20 protein-coding genes are annotated in these 23,050 nt (G+C 61.0%); 11 read left to right on the top strand and 9 right to left on the bottom strand.

The window, feature by feature from the left end:
• Positions 1–53: 53 nt before the first annotated feature.
• Positions 54–1,400, bottom strand: coding sequence for a hydrolase (locus JKL48_RS15990; protein WP_317191955.1), 1,347 nt, complete (start codon positions 1,398–1,400; stop codon positions 54–56).
• Between the two features lie 590 nt (positions 1,401–1,990).
• Between JKL48_RS15990 and glgP the strand changes: the two genes are divergently transcribed.
• Positions 1,991–3,643 carry an alpha-glucan family phosphorylase gene (gene glgP / locus JKL48_RS15985; RefSeq protein WP_201984355.1) on the top strand — a complete coding sequence of 551 codons (1,653 nt, stop codon included), beginning with the start codon at positions 1,991–1,993 and terminating at the stop codon, positions 3,641–3,643.
• A gap of 88 nt (positions 3,644–3,731) precedes the next feature.
• Here the strand turns inward: glgP and JKL48_RS15980 are convergent, their stop codons facing one another.
• Both JKL48_RS15980 and JKL48_RS15975 read right to left on the bottom strand, forming a co-directional pair.
• Positions 3,732–7,724 (bottom strand): T9SS type A sorting domain-containing protein, encoded by a 3,993-nt coding sequence (locus tag JKL48_RS15980; protein ID WP_201984344.1) that lies wholly within the window; start codon positions 7,722–7,724, stop codon positions 3,732–3,734.
• A gap of 156 nt (positions 7,725–7,880) precedes the next feature.
• On the bottom strand, positions 7,881–9,320 hold the full coding sequence (locus JKL48_RS15975; protein ID WP_201984326.1) for a proprotein convertase P-domain-containing protein: 1,440 nt from the start codon (positions 9,318–9,320) through the stop codon (positions 7,881–7,883).
• 183 nt (positions 9,321–9,503) lie between these two features.
• Between JKL48_RS15975 and JKL48_RS15970 the strand changes: the two genes are divergently transcribed.
• From JKL48_RS15970 to JKL48_RS15955, 4 genes are all read left to right on the top strand, one after another.
• On the top strand, positions 9,504–10,178 hold the full coding sequence (locus JKL48_RS15970; protein ID WP_201984317.1) for an SOS response-associated peptidase: 675 nt from the start codon (positions 9,504–9,506) through the stop codon (positions 10,176–10,178).
• Between the two features lie 137 nt (positions 10,179–10,315).
• Positions 10,316–10,675, top strand: coding sequence for a hypothetical protein (locus JKL48_RS15965; RefSeq protein WP_201984308.1), 360 nt, complete (start codon positions 10,316–10,318; stop codon positions 10,673–10,675).
• 243 nt (positions 10,676–10,918) lie between these two features.
• On the top strand, positions 10,919–11,434 hold the full coding sequence (locus JKL48_RS15960) for an SgcJ/EcaC family oxidoreductase (protein WP_201984305.1): 516 nt from the start codon (positions 10,919–10,921) through the stop codon (positions 11,432–11,434).
• 31 nt (positions 11,435–11,465) lie between these two features.
• Positions 11,466–13,970, top strand: a complete 2,505-nt coding sequence (locus JKL48_RS15955) for an outer membrane beta-barrel protein (RefSeq protein ID WP_201984282.1) — start codon at positions 11,466–11,468, stop codon at positions 13,968–13,970.
• A 152-nt stretch (positions 13,971–14,122) separates the two neighbouring features.
• On the opposite strand, the gene JKL48_RS15950 is transcribed toward JKL48_RS15955, so the two are convergent.
• Together JKL48_RS15950 and JKL48_RS15945 are read right to left on the bottom strand one after the other, a co-directional pair.
• The gene (locus tag JKL48_RS15950; protein WP_201984273.1) at positions 14,123–14,317 is read right to left on the bottom strand and encodes a hypothetical protein; all 195 of its coding nucleotides are present in this window, start codon (positions 14,315–14,317) and stop codon (positions 14,123–14,125) included.
• A 33-nt stretch (positions 14,318–14,350) separates the two neighbouring features.
• Positions 14,351–14,788 carry a septal ring lytic transglycosylase RlpA family protein gene (locus tag JKL48_RS15945; protein WP_201984272.1) on the bottom strand — a complete coding sequence of 146 codons (438 nt, stop codon included), beginning with the start codon at positions 14,786–14,788 and terminating at the stop codon, positions 14,351–14,353.
• Between the two features lie 69 nt (positions 14,789–14,857).
• On the opposite strand from JKL48_RS15945, the gene JKL48_RS15940 reads away from it, so the two are divergent.
• Positions 14,858–15,088, top strand: coding sequence for a hypothetical protein (locus JKL48_RS15940; RefSeq protein WP_201984270.1), 231 nt, complete (start codon positions 14,858–14,860; stop codon positions 15,086–15,088).
• Between the two features lie 45 nt (positions 15,089–15,133).
• Here the strand turns inward: JKL48_RS15940 and JKL48_RS15935 are convergent, their stop codons facing one another.
• On the bottom strand, positions 15,134–16,033 hold the full coding sequence (locus JKL48_RS15935; RefSeq protein ID WP_201984269.1) for a glycoside hydrolase family 25 protein: 900 nt from the start codon (positions 16,031–16,033) through the stop codon (positions 15,134–15,136).
• Positions 16,034–16,129: 96 nt separating this feature from the next.
• Here JKL48_RS15935 and JKL48_RS15930 point away from each other — a divergent pair, with 96 nt between their 5' ends.
• Together JKL48_RS15930 and JKL48_RS15925 are read left to right on the top strand one after the other, a co-directional pair.
• Complete coding sequence (locus JKL48_RS15930) at positions 16,130–16,405, top strand: VF530 family protein (RefSeq protein WP_201984268.1); 276 nt, start codon at positions 16,130–16,132, stop codon at positions 16,403–16,405.
• Positions 16,406–16,420: 15 nt separating this feature from the next.
• Entirely contained in the window at positions 16,421–16,744 is a 324-nt protein-coding gene (locus JKL48_RS15925; protein WP_201984267.1) for a hypothetical protein, read from the top strand.
• 310 nt (positions 16,745–17,054) lie between these two features.
• Here JKL48_RS15925 and JKL48_RS15920 read toward each other — a convergent pair whose 3' ends face one another.
• From JKL48_RS15920 to JKL48_RS15910, 3 genes are all read right to left on the bottom strand, one after another.
• The gene (locus tag JKL48_RS15920; RefSeq protein ID WP_201984264.1) at positions 17,055–17,438 is read right to left on the bottom strand and encodes an Hsp20/alpha crystallin family protein; all 384 of its coding nucleotides are present in this window, start codon (positions 17,436–17,438) and stop codon (positions 17,055–17,057) included.
• A gap of 195 nt (positions 17,439–17,633) precedes the next feature.
• The gene (locus JKL48_RS15915; RefSeq protein WP_201984262.1) at positions 17,634–19,499 is read right to left on the bottom strand and encodes a POTRA domain-containing protein; all 1,866 of its coding nucleotides are present in this window, start codon (positions 19,497–19,499) and stop codon (positions 17,634–17,636) included.
• 66 nt (positions 19,500–19,565) lie between these two features.
• Positions 19,566–20,189, bottom strand: coding sequence for a hypothetical protein (locus tag JKL48_RS15910; protein ID WP_201984259.1), 624 nt, complete (start codon positions 20,187–20,189; stop codon positions 19,566–19,568).
• Positions 20,190–20,572: 383 nt separating this feature from the next.
• Between JKL48_RS15910 and hemW the strand changes: the two genes are divergently transcribed.
• The 3 genes from hemW (at position 20,573) to JKL48_RS15895 (ending at position 22,960) form a co-directional block, all read left to right on the top strand.
• Positions 20,573–21,730, top strand: a complete 1,158-nt coding sequence (gene hemW, locus JKL48_RS15905) for a radical SAM family heme chaperone HemW (protein ID WP_201984256.1) — start codon at positions 20,573–20,575, stop codon at positions 21,728–21,730.
• A 115-nt stretch (positions 21,731–21,845) separates the two neighbouring features.
• Positions 21,846–22,280 carry a hypothetical protein gene (locus tag JKL48_RS15900; protein ID WP_201984240.1) on the top strand — a complete coding sequence of 145 codons (435 nt, stop codon included), beginning with the start codon at positions 21,846–21,848 and terminating at the stop codon, positions 22,278–22,280.
• A gap of 17 nt (positions 22,281–22,297) precedes the next feature.
• A complete protein-coding gene (locus JKL48_RS15895) occupies positions 22,298–22,960 on the top strand; it encodes an alpha/beta hydrolase (protein ID WP_201984234.1) in 663 nt (220 codons plus the stop codon).
• Positions 22,961–23,050: the final 90 nt, after the last annotated feature.

Raw genomic sequence — 23,050 nt, 5'->3', positions numbered from 1 at the left:
AGCCTGCCCCCGGAACCGGGAGCAGGCTTTTTCTACTAGTCATTGCTAACGACTCATTGCAGCTTGGCCAACCACAGCGAGGCATTCAGGTGCAGCTTAGCGTGGCTGGCCAGCTCGGTCCAGCCGGGGTACACGGTGTTGCCGGGGCTGCCGGTGCCGTCGTCGGCCGGCGACGAATCGGTGATGCACACCACGCGGCCCGTGCCGTAGGTGCTGCTCAGGCACATGATATTGGTGTTGCCCTGCGAGGCGGTGCTCTGCCAAATCAACGGCACGGCGGCCGAACCCGAGGTTTTGGTGAGGGTGGCGCCGTTCGAGAATTTCAGCTGCGTCACGTCGCCCTGCGAACCGTGCAGAATGGTGTTGGTGGGGCTGGCCAGTACGTTGCTGGTGGTTTCCGAAATGTTGGTCAGCGCAATGCTGTAGCCGAAGGGGTTGGCCTGCACCGAGTTGTTGGTCATCAAATCGTTCCAGATGGCGGGCGAGTCGTAGCCGTCGTTGTTGCGGTCCGATACGGTGTGGTCCGAAATCATGAACAGGCCGCCGCCGTGTTGAACGAAGCTGACGATGGCCGTTTTCTCCGTCGCTGTGAACAACGTGTTCGGCTCGTCCACCACAAACACGCTGTAATTAGCCAAATCCTGGGGGTTCGACGCATTGCCATACGTAATGGCCGTGCCCGCAGGCAGGTTTTCCACGGTGTTGCCCAGCTTCACCAGGGCCACGCCCCACGAGGAGAGGGCGGCGGTCCAATAAGTTTCCGAGGTGCTGGCCGTGATGCCCGACGCGGCCGGCGTGGGGTAGCGCGGCGTCACGCCGCCGTCCACGTCCAGCGCCCAGTCGGCGTTGCCGGCCAGTTCGGCGTGCGAGGCGTCGAACAGGAATTTCTTGCCACCGGTGCCCGTGCCACCGCCGCTGGCGTAGCTTTCCACGGTGATGTTATCGAAGTTGATGCGGTTGGTGCTGCCGTCGGTTTTGCGCACTTGCAGGCGCACGGGGCCGGCGAGGTTTACGGTGAAGGAGGCCGTGCTGAGCGTGGTGCTGCTGGTGGTGATGGTGCTGCCCACTTTGGCATAGCTGCTGCCGCTGTTGCTGCTGGCCCACAGTTCCCAGGTGCCGCTGGCGTCGGAGCCGTACAGGGCGTGCGCCACAATCACCACGCCGGCCCCGCCGGTGAGGTCGAAGTTCATGCTCAATGAGCCACTGTTGCGCACCCTGGCCGATTGCGTGCCGGTTTTGGGGTCCGAGGCAGTGTTGCCCAGCAGGGCATCGTTCAGCGTCCAGGAGCCCGAGCCGAGCGTGACGCTGCCGGTGGCGTAGGCCGTTTTGGTGCCCGTCTCAAACCCCTCGGGGAAGCCGGGCGCCGAAACGTTTTGCGTGGCAACGTCTACTGTTGGCACTTCCGGCGAGGTTTCAGACTTGGAACAGCTTGCCAATAGGACAGCACCCAGGAACGGCGCTATCAGATAACGGCCAAAAAATGTCATGCGCATACGTGAAAAGTTTGTTTGTGAGAATGAAACGATGGAGCCAAAGCTAAAAGGATTAGGTAGATACATCGCACTATTGCTTGTCAAAAGATTATGGCCTTTTGTTGATGAATCGATAATTAAATGGTAAATAATTTTAATTATTTCAATAAAATAATTTTTTATCCAGATTGATTTTCACTGTCATTTTCCAGCAGTTACCTGAATAGACTGCTGCCAGAGGGAGTAATTGTAGCGATGGTTGCCGAGCCATGTGCCGAAGCAAGCAGGTGCCTCATAAAATAGCGACTAGTATAGCCCTGACTATGTAGGGGTTGCGGAGTGCTAACGTTTGCTCAAAGACAGGCTCTGTATCAGAACTTTGCGTTTTTTGCCGAATGCTTCTGACCTTGCGGCGCCAACCCAAGTGGCAGCCGCAGCATTGGTCGCGGCCCGGAAGCGTCATTTTTCACCAGCACCTCACAGTTCCAGTTGCGCGCCGTGGCCCGCACTACCCCTCTATGGCTTTTACCTACAAACCCTACACGCCCGCGGCCAAGTACAAAACGGCCGCCGCATATTTTTCCATGGAATTCGCGGTCGACCAGGCCCTGAAAACCTACTCCGGCGGCCTGGGCTTTCTGGCCGGCTCGCACATGCGCTCGGGCTACGAGCTAAAGCAGAACCTGGTGGGCATCAGCATCCTGTGGAGCTACGGCTACTACGACCAGGACCGCGCCGTGGACCAAACCATGCGCCCCGAGTTTCGCCTGAAATACTACTCGTTTCTGGAGGACACGGGCATCATCTTCCCCATCACCATCCACGGCGCCGATGTGCACGTGAAGGCCCTGTACCTGGCTCCGGAAGTATTCGGCACCGTGCCGATGTTCTTCCTCACCACCGACATTGCCGAGAATGACCACCTCTCGCGCACCATCTCGCACCACCTCTACGACCCAGACTCGGCGGCCCGCGTGGCCCAAAGCATCCTGTTGGGCGTGGGCGGCGGCAAGCTGCTCGACGTGCTCGGCCGCAAAACCGACGTGTACCACCTCAACGAAGGCCACGGCCTGCCGCTGGCGTTCTACCTCTACGAAAAGCACGGCCGCAAGCTGGCCGAGGTGCAGAAGCGTTTGGTTTTCACTACGCACACCCCCGAGCTGGCCGGCAACGAGGAACGCCCCATGAAGCTGCTGACGGACATGACTTTCTTTGGCCCTGTGCCGGAAGAAGAAATCCGTCGAGTGGCCCTCATTGGCACCGGCGACTCGTTGAACTACACCCTCACGGCCCTGCGCTTCTCGCGTAAGGCCAACGCCGTGAGCAAGGTGCACGGCACCGTGGCCAACGAAATGTGGGGCCACTACGAGGGCATCTGTCCCATCATTCCCATCACCAACAGCCAAAACGGCACCTACTGGCGCGACCCGCAGCTGGCTGCCGCCCTCGCCAGCAAGGACGATGCTGCCCTGCTGGCCCGCAAACAGGAGCTGAAAAAAAACCTATTCAAAATCGTGGCCGACCAAACCGGCAACGTCTTCGACCCCAACGTCCTCACCATTGTGTGGGCCCGTCGTTTCGCCGGCTACAAGCGCGCCGATTTAATTCTGCGCCACTTCGAGCGCTTTGTGGAGTTGGCCAACAATGCCAAGCATCCCATTCAGATGATTTGGGCGGGCAAGCCCTATCCGAAGGACTACGGTGCCGTGGCCTTGTTCAATGAAATCATCAAGCGCACGGCCAACCTGAAAAATTGCGCCGTGCTCACCGGCTACGAGCTGGGGCTGTCGGCGGCCCTCAAAAAGGGCTCCGATATCTGGCTGAACACGCCGCGCTTCCCCCGCGAAGCCAGCGGCACCAGCGGCATGACCGCCGCCATGAACGCCAGCGTGAACCTGAGCGTGGCCGACGGCTGGATTCCGGAGTTCTGCCGCGACGGCGAAAACGGCTTCCTCATCCCGATTGTGGACGTGACCCTGCCCGACAACGTGAAGGACGACGCCGAAGCCAAAGCCCTGCTCGACGTGCTCGAAAACACCGTGCTGCCGCTTTACTACGACCAGCCCAGCGACTTCCTGAAAGTGGTGAAAACCGCCATGCAGGATGTAGAGCCGGAGTTCGAATCAGGCCGCATGGCGCGCGAATACTACGAGCTGCTGTACGAGGCGTAGCGTGGGTTATACCCTCGATTGCCCGTAAAAAAGCCCCGATGCTCACGAGCATCGGGGCTTTTTTATGGAAGACTGACCACTCTCCGGATTATTCTTTTACGAAGCGGCGGGTAAGTTGCTGGCCGTCGGCGGTGCGCACTTGGAGCAGGTACATGCCAGCCGGTAGCTGCTGCACAGATACCGTAGCGGAAGCCTCGGCTAACTGGTGCAGCAGCAGCTTGCCCGACAGCGCGTAGATGGTGAGTTCCTGCCCACCTTCGGGGCCGGCCATCAGTACGTGCAGCACATCCTGCGTGGGGTTGGGCGAAAGCTCTACGGTCAGGCGCGCGGCTTTGGTGGAGGCCAGCAGGGCGAGTACCGGCGAGTAATGGAAATCACCGTCCTTATCGACCTGGCGAAGGCGGTAGTACGTCAGGCCCTTGCTGGGCAGCGAGGTAGCATCGGTGAAGCGGTAGGAGTGGGCCGTTGCAGTCGTGCCCGAGCCGGCCACTTCGCCAATGGTGCTGAAGGCCGCACCGTCGGCGGAACGCTGCACGTCGAAGCGCAGGTTGTTCAGCTCCTGGGCCGTAGACCAGGTGAGCAATACCTGGCCGCTGCTGAGTACTTGACCGCTAAAGGCCGTTAGCTCGATGGGTAGGGCGCGGCTGTTACCCAGGGTGACGGCCGACGCGGTATTGCTGGAGCCGATGCTGCACGTGCCGTTGCTGGTGGTGACGGTGAAGGAATAGGCGCCGGGGCTGAGTTTGGTCCGGTCGGTTACGATAAGCACGCCGTTGTTGCCGGATATCTGCAGAGCCGTGCCGGCGGGAATATTACCACTGGCCAGCGCAATGGTGGTGATGGCCCCATCCGGGTCGGAATAAGTCATCAGCACGTCGTTGTTGGCGTAGCTTTCCAGCACCTTTTGCACGCCGGTGGCCTGGGTAGCAGCCTGGTCTGGGCCAAAAGTCAGGGTAAATGTCTTCTGGGTTTGGCCGGTCATTACATCGGTCGTTGTTACCGTGAAGCTAGGAGGCGAAGCGGGCAGGCTGGCGGGTGTGCTCACGCTGAGGGTGCCGTTGGTAGCCAACGCTACTCCCGCCGGCAAAGAGCCTGAGGTGACGGTAGTATTTGTAATAGCACCGTTGCCGTCGGTCGCGCTGTAGAGCACATCGCCGGCAGCATAGCAAGTGGCTTTCTTAATGGAATTGTACGCCACCGCCGTATAAACAGTCGGCTGGTTAATGTCTACCACTTTAGCACTGGCCGCGCTGGTGCAGGTGCCATTGCTGGCCGATACATAGATGGTGCCGGCGGTTGTACCGCTCGTAACGGTAATGCTAGGTGCCGTAGTATTGAGCGTGGTGCCGCCGAAGGGACCAGCGGTAACAGGCGTGGTGGCGGTAATCGCCCAGCCGGTGGGCACCGTCCAGTTGTAGCTCGTCGCGCCACTCACGGCGGTGATGCTGTACACCAGACCCGTTTTAGAGGCTGTCGGAAGCGCTGAGCCGTTGATGGTACCCGGCGCGGTAGAACCAGATGTGACAGCAGCCGTCGCCGTGGGGCTGGTGCAACCGTTGCTATTAGTGAGCGTGGCCGTAATGTTGCCGACCACGGCATTGGTGCCGGGCGTAGCCACTACAGTCGAACTAGTAGGGGTAGTGGTGGGCGTTCCGAACGTCCAGCCCGCGGGACCGGTCCAGGCCACGGTGCCCGCGCCAACTGCAAACGTAGCTGTAAAGGTGTTGGACACGCCGCCGCAGAACGCACTACTGCCGGGAGTGATAACCGGGGCTGCTGGCTGGGCCTGCGGCGTAACGTTGAGCTGGGTGTTCTGCGTAGGCGAGCCGTTGCAGGGCCCTGAAAGCGTTGCCGTGACGGTGCCGGCGGTACTGTTGGGCGTTACGGTAATGGCATTGGTGCTGGTGCTGAAGGTGGTACCCGAGATGCCCGTGGGCGAGGTTACTACCCAGCCGCTGGGCAATGTCCAGTTATAGGTTGCCGCGGTTTGAGCAGTTACCTGGTAGATGTAGCCGCCGTTGTTAGCGCAGGGGTTGGTGCTGTTCGTAGAGCCGCTGCTTGCTGTAAACGAAGGCGCGTTCAGGTTCTGGCCGACGGCCACGGCGTAGCCGGCGCTGGTGGGGCCGGTGCCGCAACTGTTGGTGGCAGCAGCCGTTACGTTGCCCGAGGTCGACCCGGTCGTCACGTTGACGGTAGCCCCTCCCGAGGAGTAGGACTGAATGTTCCAGCCGCTGGGCACGGTCCAGAGGTAGCCGCTGGCGCCGCTCACGGCAGTAGCTGTGTAGCTTTGGCTGGTGTTCTGGCAGGGCGCGGCTGGGCCGCTGATGGTGGGAGCCGTCAGGGTGGCGGAAGGCGCCACCGCGTAGGATGCTGCCGCGCTGGTGCCGCAGGCGTTGCTGGCCGTCACGGTCACGTTGCCGGACGTTGCGTTGGCCGTGGCCGAAATGCTGGTGGTGCCCTGGCCGTAGTTGATGGTCCAGCCGCTGGGCACGGTCCAGGTATAAGTGCTGGCACCGCTCACGGGCGCAATGCTGTAGGTGAGGCCGCCGCTAGCCGAGCACACAGCCGCGCCGGTGCCGGTGATGGCACCCGGCGTGCTGGGCCCGCTGCCGGTCGATACCTTCACCAGCTTGGACGTGTAGTTGTAGGCCGAAGCCGATGCGCCAACGGTTTTGAGGGTAATAACGCCGTCGGCAGTGCCCATCGTGACCGTGATGCTCACGTTGCCGGTGGTATTGGTGGTGTTGATGATGGCCGTGGTGCCGCCGCCCGAAATGGTGCCCGCCGGCGAAGTAGCCGTGATGGTGTAGCCGCTGGGCACCGTCCAGATGTAGCTGGTCGCCCCGCTCACCACCGGCACATAGTACACCTTGCCGGTGCTGCCGGAGCACACTTCGCCGGCACCCGTGATGTCGGTGGCCTTTAGCGAAGCCGTGGGGGCCACGTACTGGCAGCGCGTGGTAGTGGTGGAAATCCCGTAGTTCGTGCCCTGGTTCGTGTTGGCGTTGGAGTCGAATATGTTCGGCAGGTTGTTGGCATTGTTGCCCGACACACTCGGGTCGCAAATGTCAACGGTGCCGGTTACCTGCCCGTTGGAGGTGTTCGTCGAGGTGCCGCCAATGGTGTAGCCGCCGCCGTTGCCGCCAATGGCCTTGTCGTTGGAGAAGTTGCCGATAATCTGCACAAAGCCGTCGTTGCTCAGAATAGAGCCGGTTTTGTTGATTTGGGTAAAGTTGGCCCCGATGCGGATGTTGGCCCCGGCGTAGTTCGAAAAAATGTCGCCGTTGATGAAGTTGCTGCCCACCATCACCGAGTCGGTGTTCATCATCAGCGCGCCGTCGTGGGTTTCCAGGTTCAGCACCCCGATGTAGTTCTCGTTGTTGATGATGGTGCCAGCGGCTTGGTACAGGCCGCCATTCAGCATTTTGAGCCGCCCCGTGGGCCGGTTGTAAAAAGAGGCGTTGGTGCCTTGCAGGAAGAAGCTTTTAGACACGTCAGTTGCAGTGCTCACGATGCGGCCCGTGTTGTCCCACTTGCTGGCCCCGTTCAGCGTCACGGTGCCACTCACGGTCAGCGTGCCGTAGATGGCATCGTTGCGCAGCACCCCATCCGCCTGCAGGATGCTGCCATTTACCGTCAGGTAGCCCTTGTTTTCAATATAGCTGCCCGAATTCCAGGTCTGGCTGGTGTTGAGCGTGGCCGTGGCGTTGTTGGCGAACGTAGCCCCGCTGCCGTTGAAGCTAATCGAGCCAATGTTGACCGTGCCGTTGTTGGTGAAGGTGTAGGCCGCGCCGCCGGTAATGCTGATGGTTTGTCCGGTGCCGGTGAGCGAGGCCCCGTTGGTCACGCTCAGGCCGCCGTTACCGTTCTGGCCCACGGTGAAGGAAATATCCAGCGTCACGGCGTGGTCGACGACCACAAAGTCGCAGGAAGTGGGGACCACGCCGCCCACCCAGGTGCTGCCAGTGTTAAAGTTCCCGGCTTGTGCCGAGCGGATGAGGCGCGGCGTGTTGCAGTCGGCCTGGGCGCGCAAAGCTCCGAAGAGGAACAGGAGACTCAGAAAGCTACGCTTTCGAGCCAAGAGGAGGAAGAAAGTTTGCATAGACGTTACCTTATGGGATGAGTTTTCCCAAAAATAATTTCGCCTACAGCAGACCTTATATAATGTTAGCTGAATATGCTTTTTCGCTCGTTGAACATGTCCTGACACTCCTTGAACGTCCAGCTGTTTTTCGAGCTATTGCTTTTTTGGTACTAACCTTCTGTTGGTATTCAGTGATTTAGTTGCAGTAGATTGCAGCTTCAACTCGATGGGGATGGCCACTACGTTGTTGGTTTCGTCCGATTCCTGGTACAGGTTCAACGGGTCTACTTCCACCACGATGTAGTAGCTCCCGTTGGGCGTCCCCATCGGAATAGGAATGGCCTGTCCCTCGAAGCTGATGCCGTAGTGGTCGATGCCGCCCACGGAAATTCCCTGGGTCGCGGCCTCGCAATCCACGTAGTGCCCAAAGCCGAAATTGGGCAAGGTGCCTTGGCCCACGGTTTGGCCGCGGCCGTTCTGGCACACGCCGTCGGCCTCGCCGCAGTTGCCCGAGTCGAAGAGGCAGTAGCTGGCTTTGGTACCCTTGCCCAGCACGGGCCAGCGGCGCGGGTCGGGCTGGCGCGGGAGGCGGCGGCGCAGGGTAAAGTCGACCCAGGCATCGGCGTGGTAGTGGTTGTGGCCGGGGCGCTCGTCGAAGTAGTTGCTGCCGGCCACGCGGGTGCGCGAGGCCAGGCGGTCGCCTTCGCGGCGGTAAATCACCTGCACAATTTCCTGGCGGGCGCGCTGGCCGTCGGGGCAAGTCACGCGGCCGTCTTTGGCGGGTTGCGCGCCGCAGGTCCAGCGGCCGGTGCCACGCGTTTCCATGGGGCCCCAGCCAATATTGGCCGTGGCCACGGCCAGCCGAATCTGGCGCGGGTAAGTGGCATCGGAGGCGCCGTATTCCTGGTGCAGCTCGCGCAGAATCTTTTCCGAAACCACCAGGTCGGGCAGCAAATCGCAGGTGCCCGTGCCATCGGGGCAGCGGCAGGCGGCGGCGCTTTTGGGGTTGCAGGGTGCAAAATCGGGCTGGGCCGGGTGCGGGCCGAAACTGAGACTCCATTGGTCGAGGCTGCCCGCATTGCCGGCGGCCAGGTCGTGCACCAGCAGGTACCACGTTCCGTTGGGGTTCAGGCCCTGGTTGAAGAATTGCAGCTTACCATCGGGAATGTAGGTGCCGGTGAAGGGCGACTTGCCTTCGTACACGTAGCCGTTGAAGCCGTCCATGCGGAAGCAGGTGGCGCGGTAGTCGGCGCCGTGGTCGCCGCCGTTGCGGTTGGTGAGCCAGACGCTGGTGCCGTCCGGGGCCAGCAGCTCAATTTTCAAATCGGCCGTTTTGGGGTGCGTGATGCTGAGGCAGGCGCCTTCCAGCCCAAACTGCGCCGTAGTCCGGGCCGCCAGCCCCTCCACCACCAAAGGAAACCGGACGGCCTCGTCGCGGCCCGTAAAGTCGGTCACCGGGCCGCTTTTGCCAAAGAAAACCTGGGCCCGTGCCCGCGAGCCAATGCCCGAAATCAGCCATAAGGCAGCAATGGCCCAAAGAAAGAACCCCACTTTTGAAACGACTCGTGGTTGATGAGGGAGGGAATGGGCCATGCGAAAAAAATTTGTCAAAGTAACGCAGCCAGCTGCGCAACTGCGATAGCTGCCGAAGTTTGGGCGGTTGCACCGTTCAGGCTTTTGGCCCTGAGCAGCCCATCACAATTTCAGTCGCTATTTCGGCTGCCAACGAAGGCGGGTATCAGCGCGTAAGCTTCTGGTTGCTTTCCTCTCTTTCCCATGTGTGGCCGCTACACCTTCATTGCCCCCGCGCCCGCCATTGAGCAGCGTTTCGACGCCCAGTTCACCGAGCCGGCCCCCACGACCTACAACGCCGCGCCTTCGCAGCGCCTGCCCATCATCACCAACGCCGCGCCCGGCCAGATTCAGCTGCTGAGCTGGGGCCTGGTGCCCAGCTGGAGCAAGGACCCCGCTGCCGGCCCCAAGCCCATCAATGCCCGCGCCGAGACGCTGGCCGAGAAGCCTTCGTTTCGGCAGCTGCTGGGGCGGCGGCGCTGCCTGGTGCTGGCCGACAGCTTCTTTGAGTGGCAGGCTACGCCGGCGGGCAAGGTGCCGCACCGCATTTTGCTGCGCGACGAGCAGCCGTTCGCCTTTGCCGGCCTGTGGGACGAGTGGCTGGACCGCAGCACCGGCGAGCTGCATCCTACCTTCACCATCATCACCACCGAGCCCAACGCCCTGATGGCCAATATCCACAACCGCATGCCCGTCATCCTGCCCACCCGCGCCGCCGAGCGCGCCTGGCTGGACGACGGCCTGGGCCTGGCCGCTCACCAGCAATTGCTGCTGCCCTACGACGCGGCGGCCATGCGCGAGTACGTCATCAGCAAGCGCGTGAATTCGCCGGCGAATAACGATGCCGAAGTGCTGGACGCTGCGCTTAATGAAGAATGAAGAATGAAGAATGAAGAATGAAGAATGAAGAATGAAGAATGAAGAATTTTGGCCCTGACAGCTAATTATTCATTCCTCATTCTTCATTAAGCGCAGCGTTTACCTTTGCCGGCATGAACTGGCGCAATCCCTGGCTTTTGCCAATACTCATTTTGGTGCTGGCATCTGCCGTGCAGCTGGATTTGCCGTGGTGGAGCGTGGCCGTGGTGGCGTTTGTGGTGGGGCTGGCCATAGCGCCCTCGGGCCGGGTGGCGTTTTGGGCAGGCTTTAGCGGGGGCGGACTGAGTTGGGTACTGCCGGCCGCGTGGCTGGCCCACCAGAACGAGGGCTTGTTGGCGCATCGGGTGGCGCAGCTGCTGCCATTGGGCGGTTCGGTGCCGGCCTTGGTACTGGTGGCGGGGGTGGTGGCGGGACTAGCGGGTGGGCTAGCGGCCTTGGCGGGCGCGTGGCTGCGCGCCGCGTGGCAGCCGACCCCTGCGCCCAGCCGCCGCCAATAGCCGGAAGTAGCGGCATAAACCAGCAGCAGCAAAACAATAATAGCGAATAAAAACGCCCGAAACCGCCTCAATAGGGCAGTTTCGGGCGTTTCGACTTATAGCTGGTTTGCGTATAGAATAATATATATTAACTTTAATTCAATGCACCATTTTTATGAGCTTTTTTCCGCCTGATGTTAAAGCCTTGGGCGGTGAGCTGTGCTGGTGATTGGTTTTCTCAACTCCAATTTTCGATTCTTTATAATGAAGTTCCTAGGTCTATTCCTGTTGGTAGTGGGACTGGTTGGCAAAGCGCAAGGCCAGAAAGCCCCGGTACTCAGCCCCGATGAAACGGCGGTGCGCGCCACGGTGAGTGCCTGCGTCCGAAGCTGGAACAACCACAATTACAGCGACCTGGCCACCTACACCACGCCCGATGTGGACTGGGTGACCAACGTGGGCATGTGGTGGCAGGGCCGCGCCGCCGTGCGCCAGGCCCTGCAAGCCTACCACGAAGGCATGTTTAAAAATACCCTGCTGCGCAGCGAACAGGTGTCGGTGCGCTTTGCGGCGCCGACCGTGGCCGTGGTGCATCAGGTGGTGTACATCGGCCGGTATTACCCGCCCGATGGCGTGGACCAGGAATACAACCGCCAGGGCGACAACCAGGCCATGATTACCTACACGGTGTTGAAGCAGCAGGAAAAATGGCTGATTTCGACCGCGCAGGTGTCCGACATCAACCAAGCCGCCGCGGCCTATAACCCTGTGAAGCAGTAGTACCTGTGGAATCTGCTTTTTAGCTCAACTAATGATGGGGACTGTTCTTGCCCGCTTGGCGCAGCGCTGCTGCTGGAGCCTGTTGCTGCTGTTTTCGCTGGGTGCGTCCGCGCAGTCGGGCGGAGTGGTGCGCGGCACGTTGCATGATGCCGGCACCGGGCTGCCGGTCCCGTTTGCTGGCGTGCTCCTGTACGCCGCCGACTCGACGCTGGTAACCGCTGCCCAAACCACAGAGACGGGTACGTTTATCATCAGCAAAGTGCCTTGGGGCACGTACCAGCTGCGCGTATCGGCGTTGGGCTACCGCGTGGTGCGCCGGGCGGTGGTGCTGTCGGCGGGGGCACCGGAGGTTTCGGTGGGCACGCTCCGGCTGCCCGCCACGGCCACGCAGCTGGGCTCGGTGACGGTGCAGGCCCAGCGGGCCGTGGTGCAGGACGACCTCGACAAAAAGGTTATCAACGTGGCCAAGGACCTGACCAGCGTGGGCGGCACCGCCGTGAACGTGCTGCAAAATGTGCCCTCCGTGAGCGTGGACCAGAACGGCACCGTGAGCCTGCGCGGCACCCCCAACGTGACCATCTACATCGACGGCAAACCCACGGGCGCGGCCGGTGGGGGGCGCTCCGTGAACCTGGAGCAGATTCCGGCCAGCCAGATTGAAACCGTGGAGGTGATGACCAATCCTTCGGCTCGCTACGACGCCGAAGGTGCGGGCGGCATCATCAACATTGTGCTCAAAAAGCAGAAGAAAGACGGTTTTAACGGGCAGGCAGCGGCCACTGTGGGCACCGGCGACAAATACAACACCTCCGTGAGCCTGAACCGCTGGCAGGGCAAGGCCAACTACTTTGGCAGCTACGATTTCCGGCAGGACCACCTTACCAACCACTACACCACGGCTCAGATTTCGGCCACCGACGACCGCAGCACCGACGCCCTGCTGCACTACGACAACCGGGCGGGCAGCCTCACGCACGCCCTGCGCCTGGGCTTGGATTACGTCCTCAGCCCCGAGCAAACGCTGACCCTCACGGCCGTGCCGCGCCTGAACCGCGTGAATACCCCAGAGGAGCAAACTGGCCAGCTCGCCACCACGTTCCGCAGCCCCGGCCAGCCCAACCGGGTGGAAACCAACAGCGTATACAGCCGCAACTACACGGCTTCGCATTCCGCTTCGGCCGATTTTTCGGTGGACTACCGCCGCACCTGGGCCGCCAAAAAGCGCCGGGAATTAACCGCCAGCGCCATTTTCACGCCCGTAAATGGCGAGCAGCTGGTAGAGCAGTACCAAAATCCCGACTTGCCCACCAGCCTGCGTCAGCAGCAGAACACCAGCTTCGCCATCCGGCAGGGCGCGGTCCAGGCTGACTACGTGAACCCCATCGGCGAAAAAGGACGGATGGAAACCGGCCTGAAAACCACCTACCGCAGCACCGACGGCACCCTCGATTTCTTGCGTGCCGCGGCCGATGGGCAGCTGCTGCGCCTCGATGCGCTCTCGAATAGCTACCGCTACACCGAAGTCATTCCGGCCGCGTATGGGCAGGCGCAGAACGAATTCGGGCCCTTCACGGTGCAGGCCGGATTGCGGGTAGAGTACACGGCCACCGTTGGGCTGCTGCGCACCACGGGCGAGAAGTTTGCGCGCTCCTATTTCAACCTGTTTCCCAGCGCCACGGTGGCGCGGGCGCTGGCCCACGAGCAGCGGTTGCAGCTCAGCTACGCCCGCCGCATCAACCGGCCCGACCTGCCCATTCTGCTGCCCTTCCCCAACTACGGCGACCCCCGCAACTACCGCGTGGGCAACATCCGGCTGCTGCCCGAAAACATCAACGCCCTGGAACTGGGCCACCAGAAAAACTGGGGCGAAATCACCCTCACCAGCACCGCCTTTTTCCGCCAAACCAACAATTCCATTCAGCGCTTCCGAGACGTGGATACGGCCGCCACCCGCCGCAATGCCCAGGGCAGCGTCGCCACCCAAAATGCTACCATCACGCGCACGTCCTACATCAACGTGGGCCACAACCGCACTTATGGATTGGAAGTCAGCCTCAACCTGCCCCTGGCCAAGTGGTGGCGCGTGGTGGCCAACGGCTCGCTTTACCGCAACGAGCTGTCGTCGATGCTCAACAACGAGGCCGACAACCGCAACCTCGCTTATTCCGGCCGCCTCAATACCACCATCACCCCCGTCAAGGGCTTCGATGTGCAGCTCACCAGCACCTACCGCTCGCGCCAGGTAGGGCCCACGCTGGGCGGGCTGGAACCCATCTATTTTACTGATGTGGCCCTGAAAAAAGACGTGCTCAAGGACCGGGGCACGCTCTCGCTGCGGGTTTCGGACGTGTTCAACACGCAGCTGTTTGAGGTGCAGGCTTACGCGCCGGGCCTGGATTTCCACATCCAAATCAAGCGAGAAACCCGCATCGGCTTCCTCACCTTCACCTACCGCTTCGGCAGCGACCAGGCCCCGCGCCGCCGCCCCCGCGCCGACCAGCCCGCTGCCCCCACTGGCATCGATATCGGTGGCTAACCTTATTGGGTTCCGTTGAGCAGTTGTGCAAAAGAACAGTCATGCAGAGCGCAGCGAAGCATCTCGCGTGGAGCAGTAATTCAATCGATTGGTTTACCAAGGCACGCGAGATGCTTCGCTACGCTCTGCATGACGGCCTCTCGAGGCAGCTACTACTTGGCGGTGTACCAGGCCAGTACTTCCAGGCCGGCGGCATCGTCGTCGGCTTCCACCACTTCGTTGATGACGTATTGCACCTCGTCTTCGCTCCAACCTTCGTCTTCGGCGGCGGGCACCCAGAGGTCGAGGGCGGCGTAGCGGTTGGTGCCGGGCGGCAGGGTCCAGCGCACTTTTTTGCGAATGTTCATGGGGCAGGAATTAGCAGGAGAATGACCGGCGGTTTAGGGCGCGCTGGCGGGTTTGATGACGGTAACCAAGACCGGTACCACGCCGGCCTCGATGATGTCGAGCTGCACGGCGGCGCGGCGCGATACGTCCACGATGTAGCCTTTGGTGTGCGGGCCGCGGTCGGTCACGGTTACGTCCACTGAGCGGCCGTTGCGGGTATTGGTGACCCGGATGACGGTGCCGAAAGGCAGGGTATTGTGGGCCGCCGTCATCTGGCCGGGGCGATAGATGGAGCCGCTGGCCGTGGGCCGCCCGTTGAATTTGTCGGCGTAGTACGAGCCCAGCCCTTTCTGCACCGCCGCCCCGCGCGGGGCCTTGCTGCTATTGCTGGCGCTACGGCTGCCGCCGCACGAGGCCAGCAGCGCCAGTGCCAACAATAGCAACAGGCAATGTCGGACATACAGAATTTTGGCTTTTTCGGTCAACTTCATCTGAAATTTACAATCAAAGCTAACCTTTCGTTCAGATTTTTACCCAACCCCCTAACCCCAACCAAAACCATGAAGACCCTCCTGAAACTGGCTTCGGCCGTCGCCCTGTCATGTACGTTCCTGGCCGCTCACGCGCAAGAAGTCGATGGCAAAATGGCTAAAAAAGAAGTGAAAGGCGACGGCAAGATGATGAAGCACGACGGCAAAATGATGCACGATAAAATGGCGAAGAAAGACGGCAAAATGATGAAACACGATGGCAAGATGATGAAGGACGACAAGATGAAAGACAAAATGTAGTCCTTCCGGCGTCTATTGCCAGCTGAGCCGTCCGGCTCGCCTGCTTCAGTGGGAGCGGCGGGCCGGACGGTTTTTTTCATGCCGCGCCGCTGGCTGGAGGGCCCCGGCTGGCTGCGGCGCGGCTGGCACCCGCAAGGCCTGAAGCGCCGCAAAGCTGCCCTGAAACACGTTAAAATCGACTACGCCGCGAATGCCGGGCACGTAGGCCTCGTCCGAATGCTGCCAGATTATCCACTTGCTGCGGGGCAGGGTGGGGCGCTCCACCTCGTAGTGGGCCAGCCAGAGGGGGTAGTCATCGAAATGCCCGGCCAGGTGGCGCTGGTAGAAGCTATGGTTGGAATAGAGGATGGGCCGCACGCCGTAGTGCGCTTCCACGAGGCGCAGCCAGCGGGCCACCTCGCGGCGCAACACGGCCACGTCGTGGAAATTGGCCGCCTCCACGTCGAGCACGGGCGGCAGGTCGCCGGGGGCCAGGGGCACGGTGTGCGCAAAAAGGTCGGCCTGAATTTTCCCGTCGCGGTTGGGCTGGAAGTAGTGGTAGGCCCCGCACAGCACCCCAGCGGCCCGGGCCTCGCGCCAGTTGCGGGCAAAGCGGGCATCGCGCAAGGTGGCGCCCTCACTGGCCTTGATGAACGCAAACCGGACCTTGTTGCGGGCCACCTCGGGCCAGTCGATGCGGCCCTGGTAGGCCGACACATCAATGCCGTGCACGGAAAAGCCGGCCAGCAGCGGGGTTTTTTCACGCCCTGTGAGGCCGCCTTTGGTGAGCGTGGCCCAGGCCCGGCGGGCGTAGCGGTTCATTTGCACCTGGTGGCGCAGGTAGTAGGCTCCGCCCAGCAGCAGCAGTGCCAGCAGGCCCGCCAGCAGCACGCGCCGCCACGGCCGGCGCGGCGCGGGGCGCGGCACGGTGGGCGGGGCGGAAGGGGCGAGCGGGGTGAGGGGCATGGGGCGTGACGCCCAAAAATAACGACGGGCCCGTCGCCATCGTGCGCCAGCCCGCAGCTTTTCGCCAACTTTACACTTTCCGTCGACTATTTGCCTATGTCTTTCCTCCGCGCCGCCGATGCCCGCGACGAAGCCGGCCACCTCATCCGGGAACTGCACGGCGTCACGCTCGCCCAGATTCTGGAGTACCTCGTGGCCGCCTACGGCTGGCCCGAGCTTGATGCCCGCCTGCGCATGAACTGCTTTGCCGAAAACCCTAGCATCAAGTCCTGCCTCACGTTTTTGCGGCGCACGCCCTGGGCTCGTACCAAGGTAGAGGAATTGTACATCAAAGCCCGTAGCGCCGAAGTGCAGGGCCGGCCGCGCCCGTAAATTCCCGAAACCATTATGGCCGACGTTTCCGAAAAATCATCCGCTTCGGCGCTGCTGGCGGGCCTGCTGCTGTTCGTCGCCTTCGAAACCGTGGCGTTCTACAGCTTGCAGTACCTGACGTCGGGCCTGGGCGAGTCGAACCAATACCAGGAGCACAACACCATTGTCAGCAATTGGGTGAAGACGATGGTGTTTTTCGTGGCGCACCTGGTGCTGGTCATCGTGGCCATGCTGGTGCTCAGCAACCGCTTGCCGCGCCGCTACCGGGGCCAGGTAATGGGCTGGTTTTACCTGGCCCTACTCATGAGCTTCGTGCTGATTATCCCGCTGTTTGGATGATATAGGCCGTATAGCCTTCTGTCATCCTGAGCGCAGCGAAGGACCTTATCACGCTAGAAAAGTTAGCAGTAGTTCCTCCCGTTGCGAACGTGATAAGGTCCTTCGCTACGCTCAGGATGACAGACATTTCAAATTGGTCGGCCCACAAAAACAAAACCACCGCTGCTGGCGGTGGCTCAAGAGTGAAAACCCAGATGACTTCGGAAAGGCTGCCGGTCGGCCCCGGCGTTATGCGTAGACTGCGGTGCCGGTCGGTCCCGGCGTTATAACTGGTTGGTAGAGTAGATGAGCGCAGCTAGTAGGCTTGCGCTTAATTATGGCGGATGTCGATTTCGCGCTGCTGGTCGCTGGGGTTCAGGAAGGGGATGCGCACTTGCAGCTCATTGCCTTCGTGCACGGCGTCGATGCGGGCCAGGTCGAGGTTGTTGGGCAGGTCGAGGGTTTGCACGAACAGGGGCGCGGCGAGCTGGTCATCGGGCTCGTGGCGGTACTCGCCAAACACCGTTAGCTTTTGCTGATTGAGCACCACGCGGAAGCTGTCGGCGGGCACCGTGGGCATGGCCACGCGCAACACCACGCCCTTCGGCCGCTGGTCGACACGGAGCTGGGGCTGGGCCACACCGCCACCGATGGTGTTCAGGAGGTCGAGCTGAGGGGCAATGGAACGAATGAATTTCGGGCTGATAAATTTCATGGCAGGGAGCCGGTTTTAGGGGCGGCTTCGGTGCTATTATTACAAATGATGTACCAATCTGAATCGAAGTTTATCTGCCCTGAATATCAGCCGTATTGACGGGTTTTTTAGTGACGTTTTTCCGTTTTCGGCCAAGCTGGCCGGGTTCCTGTTTTTGGCCCAAAAAACCCGGACGAAATGGCCGCCTCAGCCCGCTTAAAAGCGGCTGGTCAGGCCAAAATGGATTTTCGAGGTGCTCAGCGCAAAGTGCTGGTTGGCGCTGCTGGACTGGCCCACTGAGTACACGAACTGAAACAAGCCCGCCGCCGTCCGGAAGCTTAGTCCCGCGCCCAGGCCGGTGGGCTGGTCGCTAAACCGGTCGTTGGGTACGTCGTGGCGCAGGTAGGCCTGGTCGGCGAAAGCAAAAACGTACGAGTCGGCCCCGATAAACTGCCGGAATTCAGCCGTGGCCAGCGCGAATGAGCTGGTGTAGAACTGGTTTTCGTTGAAGCCGCGCAGCGAATTCAGGCCGCCCAATCGCAGCAAGTCGTTGGTAAACAGGCGCGGGCTGAGCAGGCCCTCAGCCCGCAGGCGCAATAGCAACACGCCCGCCCGCTTCACCGGAAAGTAGCGCTCGGTGCGCAGCGCATACGTGTATTGGGTGGAGCGTAGCGGGATATCAGCGTACAGCTCGGGGGCCAGCTGGGAATTCTTGATAATGTTTTTGGTGCCGACGGCCGCTTGCAGGGTGAGCAGGTAGCCCCGATGCTGGAAAAACAAGTCGTCGAGGTTGGTGACGGCGTAGGCCAGGCCGTAGGAGTTGTACTGCGTATCGAGGTTGGCGGGCAGTTGGGTTACGTCCTTCAGCGAGTCGAGCGAGGAGCCGCGCTGTTCGGCAAAGAAGCTGATGCGCCCGGCCCGGGCCGTGGGGTAAGTGGCCTGCACGCGCGTTTTGATGGTGGTGAAGGCGTCGGTTTGCTTGTAGAGGTTGAACGAGGCGGACAATTCCAGCGGCGTTCCGAAAAAGTTGGGGTGCACGTACTGCGCATCGAGCAGCTGCGAGAGGGCGTCGGTTTTGCGCCATTGCAACCCCACCTGCTTACCGCCGCCCCGGAGGTTGCGCAGGTTGATGGTGACATCGCCGGTGAACTGCACGCCGGTCTTGGCGGTGTTGGAGTTCGGCAAAATGCCCACCACGGCATCAAACTGGTTGCTGGGCCGGTCATCGAGCAGCAGATACACCCGCGCCAGGCCCTTGGCAAAGCGCACTTCCGGCTCGGCGCGCAGCTTCACGTAGGGCAGCTGGCGCAGCAGCTGGGCGGCGGCAGCCACGCGCTGCTGGCTGAACGGCTGGCCCGGAAAAATCTGAAGGTACTTGGTCAGAAAGCGCTTTTTGGTCTTGGTATTGCCCACAATTTGCAGCGAGTCGAACGTGACCACGCGCCCGCGCTTCAACACCACCCGCCCCGCAATGTCGTGCCCATCAAGACGAATGGAATCGAGCCCGACGGTGGCAAAGGGAAAGCCCTGGTTTTCGGCTTCGGTCAGAATTCGCTCCTGCAGCCGGACCCAGTCGTCGGGCACAAACGGCTTGTGGCGGAAAAACTTCTCGCGGTAGCCCGCCCGCGTCAGCAGGCCGTCGCCGAGGTTGCCGTTGCGCAGGTAGGCCCAGCGAAACGGCTCGCCCACGTACAGGCGCACCCGCACCGTGTCGCGGGTCCAGCGCATCTCATCGGCCGAGGCCGTGAGGTAGGCGTCGCCCTGCAAGGCCAGCACTATTTGCCGCACTTCGCGCAGCGCGCTCAGCGAGTCGGGCACCGTCGCCTTGGCTTTGAAGCGGCGCAGTAGCGGGCGGTCGGCAGCTTCGGCATCGAGCACTAGCACGCGCGGGTGGGCCAGTACCCGGCGTGCCGAGGGGGCCGCGGGCGGCGCGGCCTTCGGCGGCAGGGGCGGGGAGGCTAGGCCGGGTTGGTTGGGCGCGGTGGGGTCGAGGCCGGGTGTTTGGGCGCGGGCTGTCGGGCCCATCGTCAGGTAGGCCAGCAGCAGTATTCCCCAAATGCGCAGCAGGAACCGGGTAGTCATTCGGGGAGATAACGCGAAAGCCGGCGTTTAATTTCCCGAAGGTAAATCCAGCGCTTGGTCCCCTCATTAGAAAGCAACCCCAACGGTAACCCCCGCGCGAACATTTAGCCCTCCGGTCATGACTTCAACAAATTCGTTGGCGCTATTTACCTCACCAAACACATGCTGCGCCTGTAGTCCAGCAAATCCATCCAGTGTAAACCTCTGCAAAACAATTACCTGAATGCCGGCCATAAAGCCCAGCACCCCTACCACATTTTCTTCGGTTCGCCACTCGCCCGTGATGTGCTGTGAGGGCGGGTCGTAGACATAGTAGCCATCACGTAGCTTCCCCAAACGCAGATAGGAGCCCAGGTAAAAGCCCTGTAGGCCGGCTCCCTTACCGTAGCGGCGCACTTCTATAGTGCCCCTCCGAAAGCCACTGCCATCTTTCTCAATGGCGCGACTGAAGCCATAGTTCTTGCCTGCGCAATTGTAGCCCACCACCACGCTCAACCGGTCGGTCAGGGCATGTTCATAGAAAACGGAAACGCTTTGTACTAGCAAGGCCGGCGGATTGAATTTGAGAATGTTGTGCCAAAGCGTTGGGGCGGCCTTCGCAGGCTTTGAGCGAATGTCGGCCGCCGGACTGGTTTGGGCCTGGGCCGAGGTTGTGCAGCCGTAACTGAACAACACAGTCAGCAGGGCCATACGCATTCGTAGTGAGCAAACAAGTAGCCAAGGGTATGATGTGGATTGCATGTGCCGAGAATAAAGGGCGGGAAAATCATCGAAGACTCGTGTGTCTCCTCGAGTCAAACCTACGCCATTACCCAAAGCCCCCCAACGTAAAAGTTTAAATAATTGGACTTTATGTATGGAAAATTATTGATTAAAATGCTCTGTAAATCAGTTTATTGTTGATATAATATTAGACAAATATTATTGTAAATTTTAATATGTTATCTAGGTGGTTTTATCTGTATTACCGCCTCTGAGCCGCGCCTACCTTTGTATCGTGCAAGCCGCGTGCTGATGGGAATTGTTGTTGGTTGAGAATTGGTTAGCAAAGTGACTTTCCGCATTCATCGTTTATGGCTGGCCTCTACTTCCACATCCCCTTCTGCAAGCAAGCCTGCCATTACTGCGACTTCCACTTCAGCACCTCGCTGGGCTTAAAAAGCCGTTTGGTCGAAGCCATTGTGCGGGAATTGGAGCTGCGCCGCGCCTATCTGCCTGCCGACACGGTGCTTGAAACCATCTACTTTGGCGGCGGTACGCCTTCGCTGCTCACGGCCGGGGAGCTGGACCAGATTTTTATGGCCATTCACCACCACTTCACCGTCGCCCCGCAGGCTGAAGTCACCCTCGAAGCCAACCCCGACGACCTGAGTGCCGCCAAGCTGCAGGAGCTGCGAGCGGCCGGAATCAATCGCCTCAGCATCGGCCTGCAAAGCTTCTACGAGCCCCACCTGCGGCTGATGAACCGCGCCCATACCGCCGAAGAATCGACTACCGCTGTGCGCCGGGCCCAGGATGCGGGCTTCGAGAACATTTCCATCGACCTCATTTACGGCGTGCCCGCGCCGGGCCACCACATCTGGGAGGCCGATTTGGCCAATGCGTTTGCGCTAAGCGTGCCGCACGTGTCGGCCTATGCGCTTACCATTGAGCCGGGCACGGCCTTCGGGCACCGGCTCCAAAAAGGCACGTTCAAGCCCGCGCCCGATGAGTTTGTGGCCACGCAGTTTGAAATGCTGCTGGCGGCCATGCGTGCCCACGGCTATGCGCAGTACGAAATCAGCAACTTCTGCCAGCCCGGCCGCGAGAGCCGGCACAACGGCAACTACTGGCGCGGCGTGCCCTACCTCGGCCTCGGGCCCAGTGCCCACAGCTACGACGGCGTGGACCGCCAGTTCACCCTCGCCAACAACCCGCAATACGTGGCCGCCGTGCTGGAGCGTAACGAAGTGCCCGTGACCCTCGACGCCCTTACAGCCACCGACCGCGCCAACGAATACCTGCTCACCACCCTGCGCACCGCCCGCGGCTGCGACCTGGCCCACCTGCGCGCCCACCATGGCCTGGACCTGCCCGGCACCCGCGCCGCCTACCTGGCCGAGCTGCAAGCCAACGGCTGGGCCACGATTCAGCACGAAATCCTTACCTTGACCGATGCGGGCAAGCTGCTGGCCGACCATATTACGCTGGAGCTGTTCCTGACCACAGATTTAACGGATTTCAACGGATGAAGCGGATTTTCTGTGGTTGTGCCCGACAGGACTTGGTCGCTTCGTTCTACATTTGTGCATAACCACAAAAAATCTGTTTCATTCGTTGAAATCTGTTAAATCTGTGGTCTAATCCGTGGTCAAGCTATTGAGCGACAGCATTGCCGACGACGCCGACTTCTTCGTGGAGCAGATTCACCTTGTGGCCATCGTTTTCGACAACACCGATGACGTGACGGTGTGGGCCACCACGCTGTTCGACAACGAAACGCATTTCTTTCACCTCGCGCTGCCCTTCAAAGCCCTCGATACGCTCCTGAGCCTTGCCCATACCCGCGCCGATGCCTTGCAGGAAGAAGTCGCCGATGCCCTCGCCACCGCCGACTGGCCCGCGCTGCTCGAATACAATTCGGAAGAAAAGCCGCCCGTGCCGCTGCCCAGCGTAGCCCTGAAGCTCTCGGTGACTTACCCGGCCCTCGAAGACGATGAAACCGACGAAGAAGGCCCCGACGACCCCCAGCCGCACAACATCTTCTACCTCGAAGGCGTGTTCGTGCGCCTCGATTCGTAGCGGGCGTGGCGCTGTCTTTGCCCGTTTTTTACCTGATTCCCGGGCTGGGAGCGGATGAGCGGGTGTTTCGGCTTCTACGGCTGCGGGGCGAGGTTCACATCCTGCGCTGGCTGGCGCCCCAAACCGCTGAAGAATCCCTGCCGCACTACGCCGCCCGCCTGGCAGCGGCCGTGCCAACGGAGCAGCCCTGCTGGCTGGTTGGTGTTTCGTTCGGGGGCGTGCTGGCTCAGGAAATTGCCCCACTCCGTCCCTTGGCGCGGGTGGTATTGATTTCCAGCTTTGCGGGTCCGGCCGAGTTGCCTTGGCTGGGGCGGCTGGCGCGTGCCACGGGCCTGTACCGTCTGCTGCCTGCTCACCTGTTGCCGCGCCTGCCGCGCGTGGCGCAATGGTTTTTTGGCGTGAAAAACGGCCGCGAATACCAGCTGCTCCGCCAGATTCTGCAAGACACCAACCCGTCTTTCACCCGCTGGGCCATTGCCCGGTTGTTGCAGTGGCCGGGCGGGGCCGCAACGCCCGTCATCCGCATTCACGGCACCCACGACCGATTGCTGCCACTTGGAAAAGTGCAGGTTCAGTACAGCCTCACTGGTGGGCACCTCATTATCATCAGCCGCGCCGCCGAAATTAGCCAAATACTGAATGAGTTGGCGGGGAGCCAGCAGGATAATGAATCTGTTTAGGAAGTCAAGAAACTAGAGCGGATTTCAGGATAGTTTACGGATTTGGACGTACCTTCTGCCGATGAAAGCTTATTCGTTTGATTTGCGCGA

Source organism: Hymenobacter rubidus, assembly GCF_016734815.1.
GTDB lineage: Bacteria > Bacteroidota > Bacteroidia > Cytophagales > Hymenobacteraceae > Hymenobacter > Hymenobacter rubidus.
Note: the sequence above shows the minus strand (reverse complement) of the source record. Positions and strands in the feature narration are given on the sequence as shown.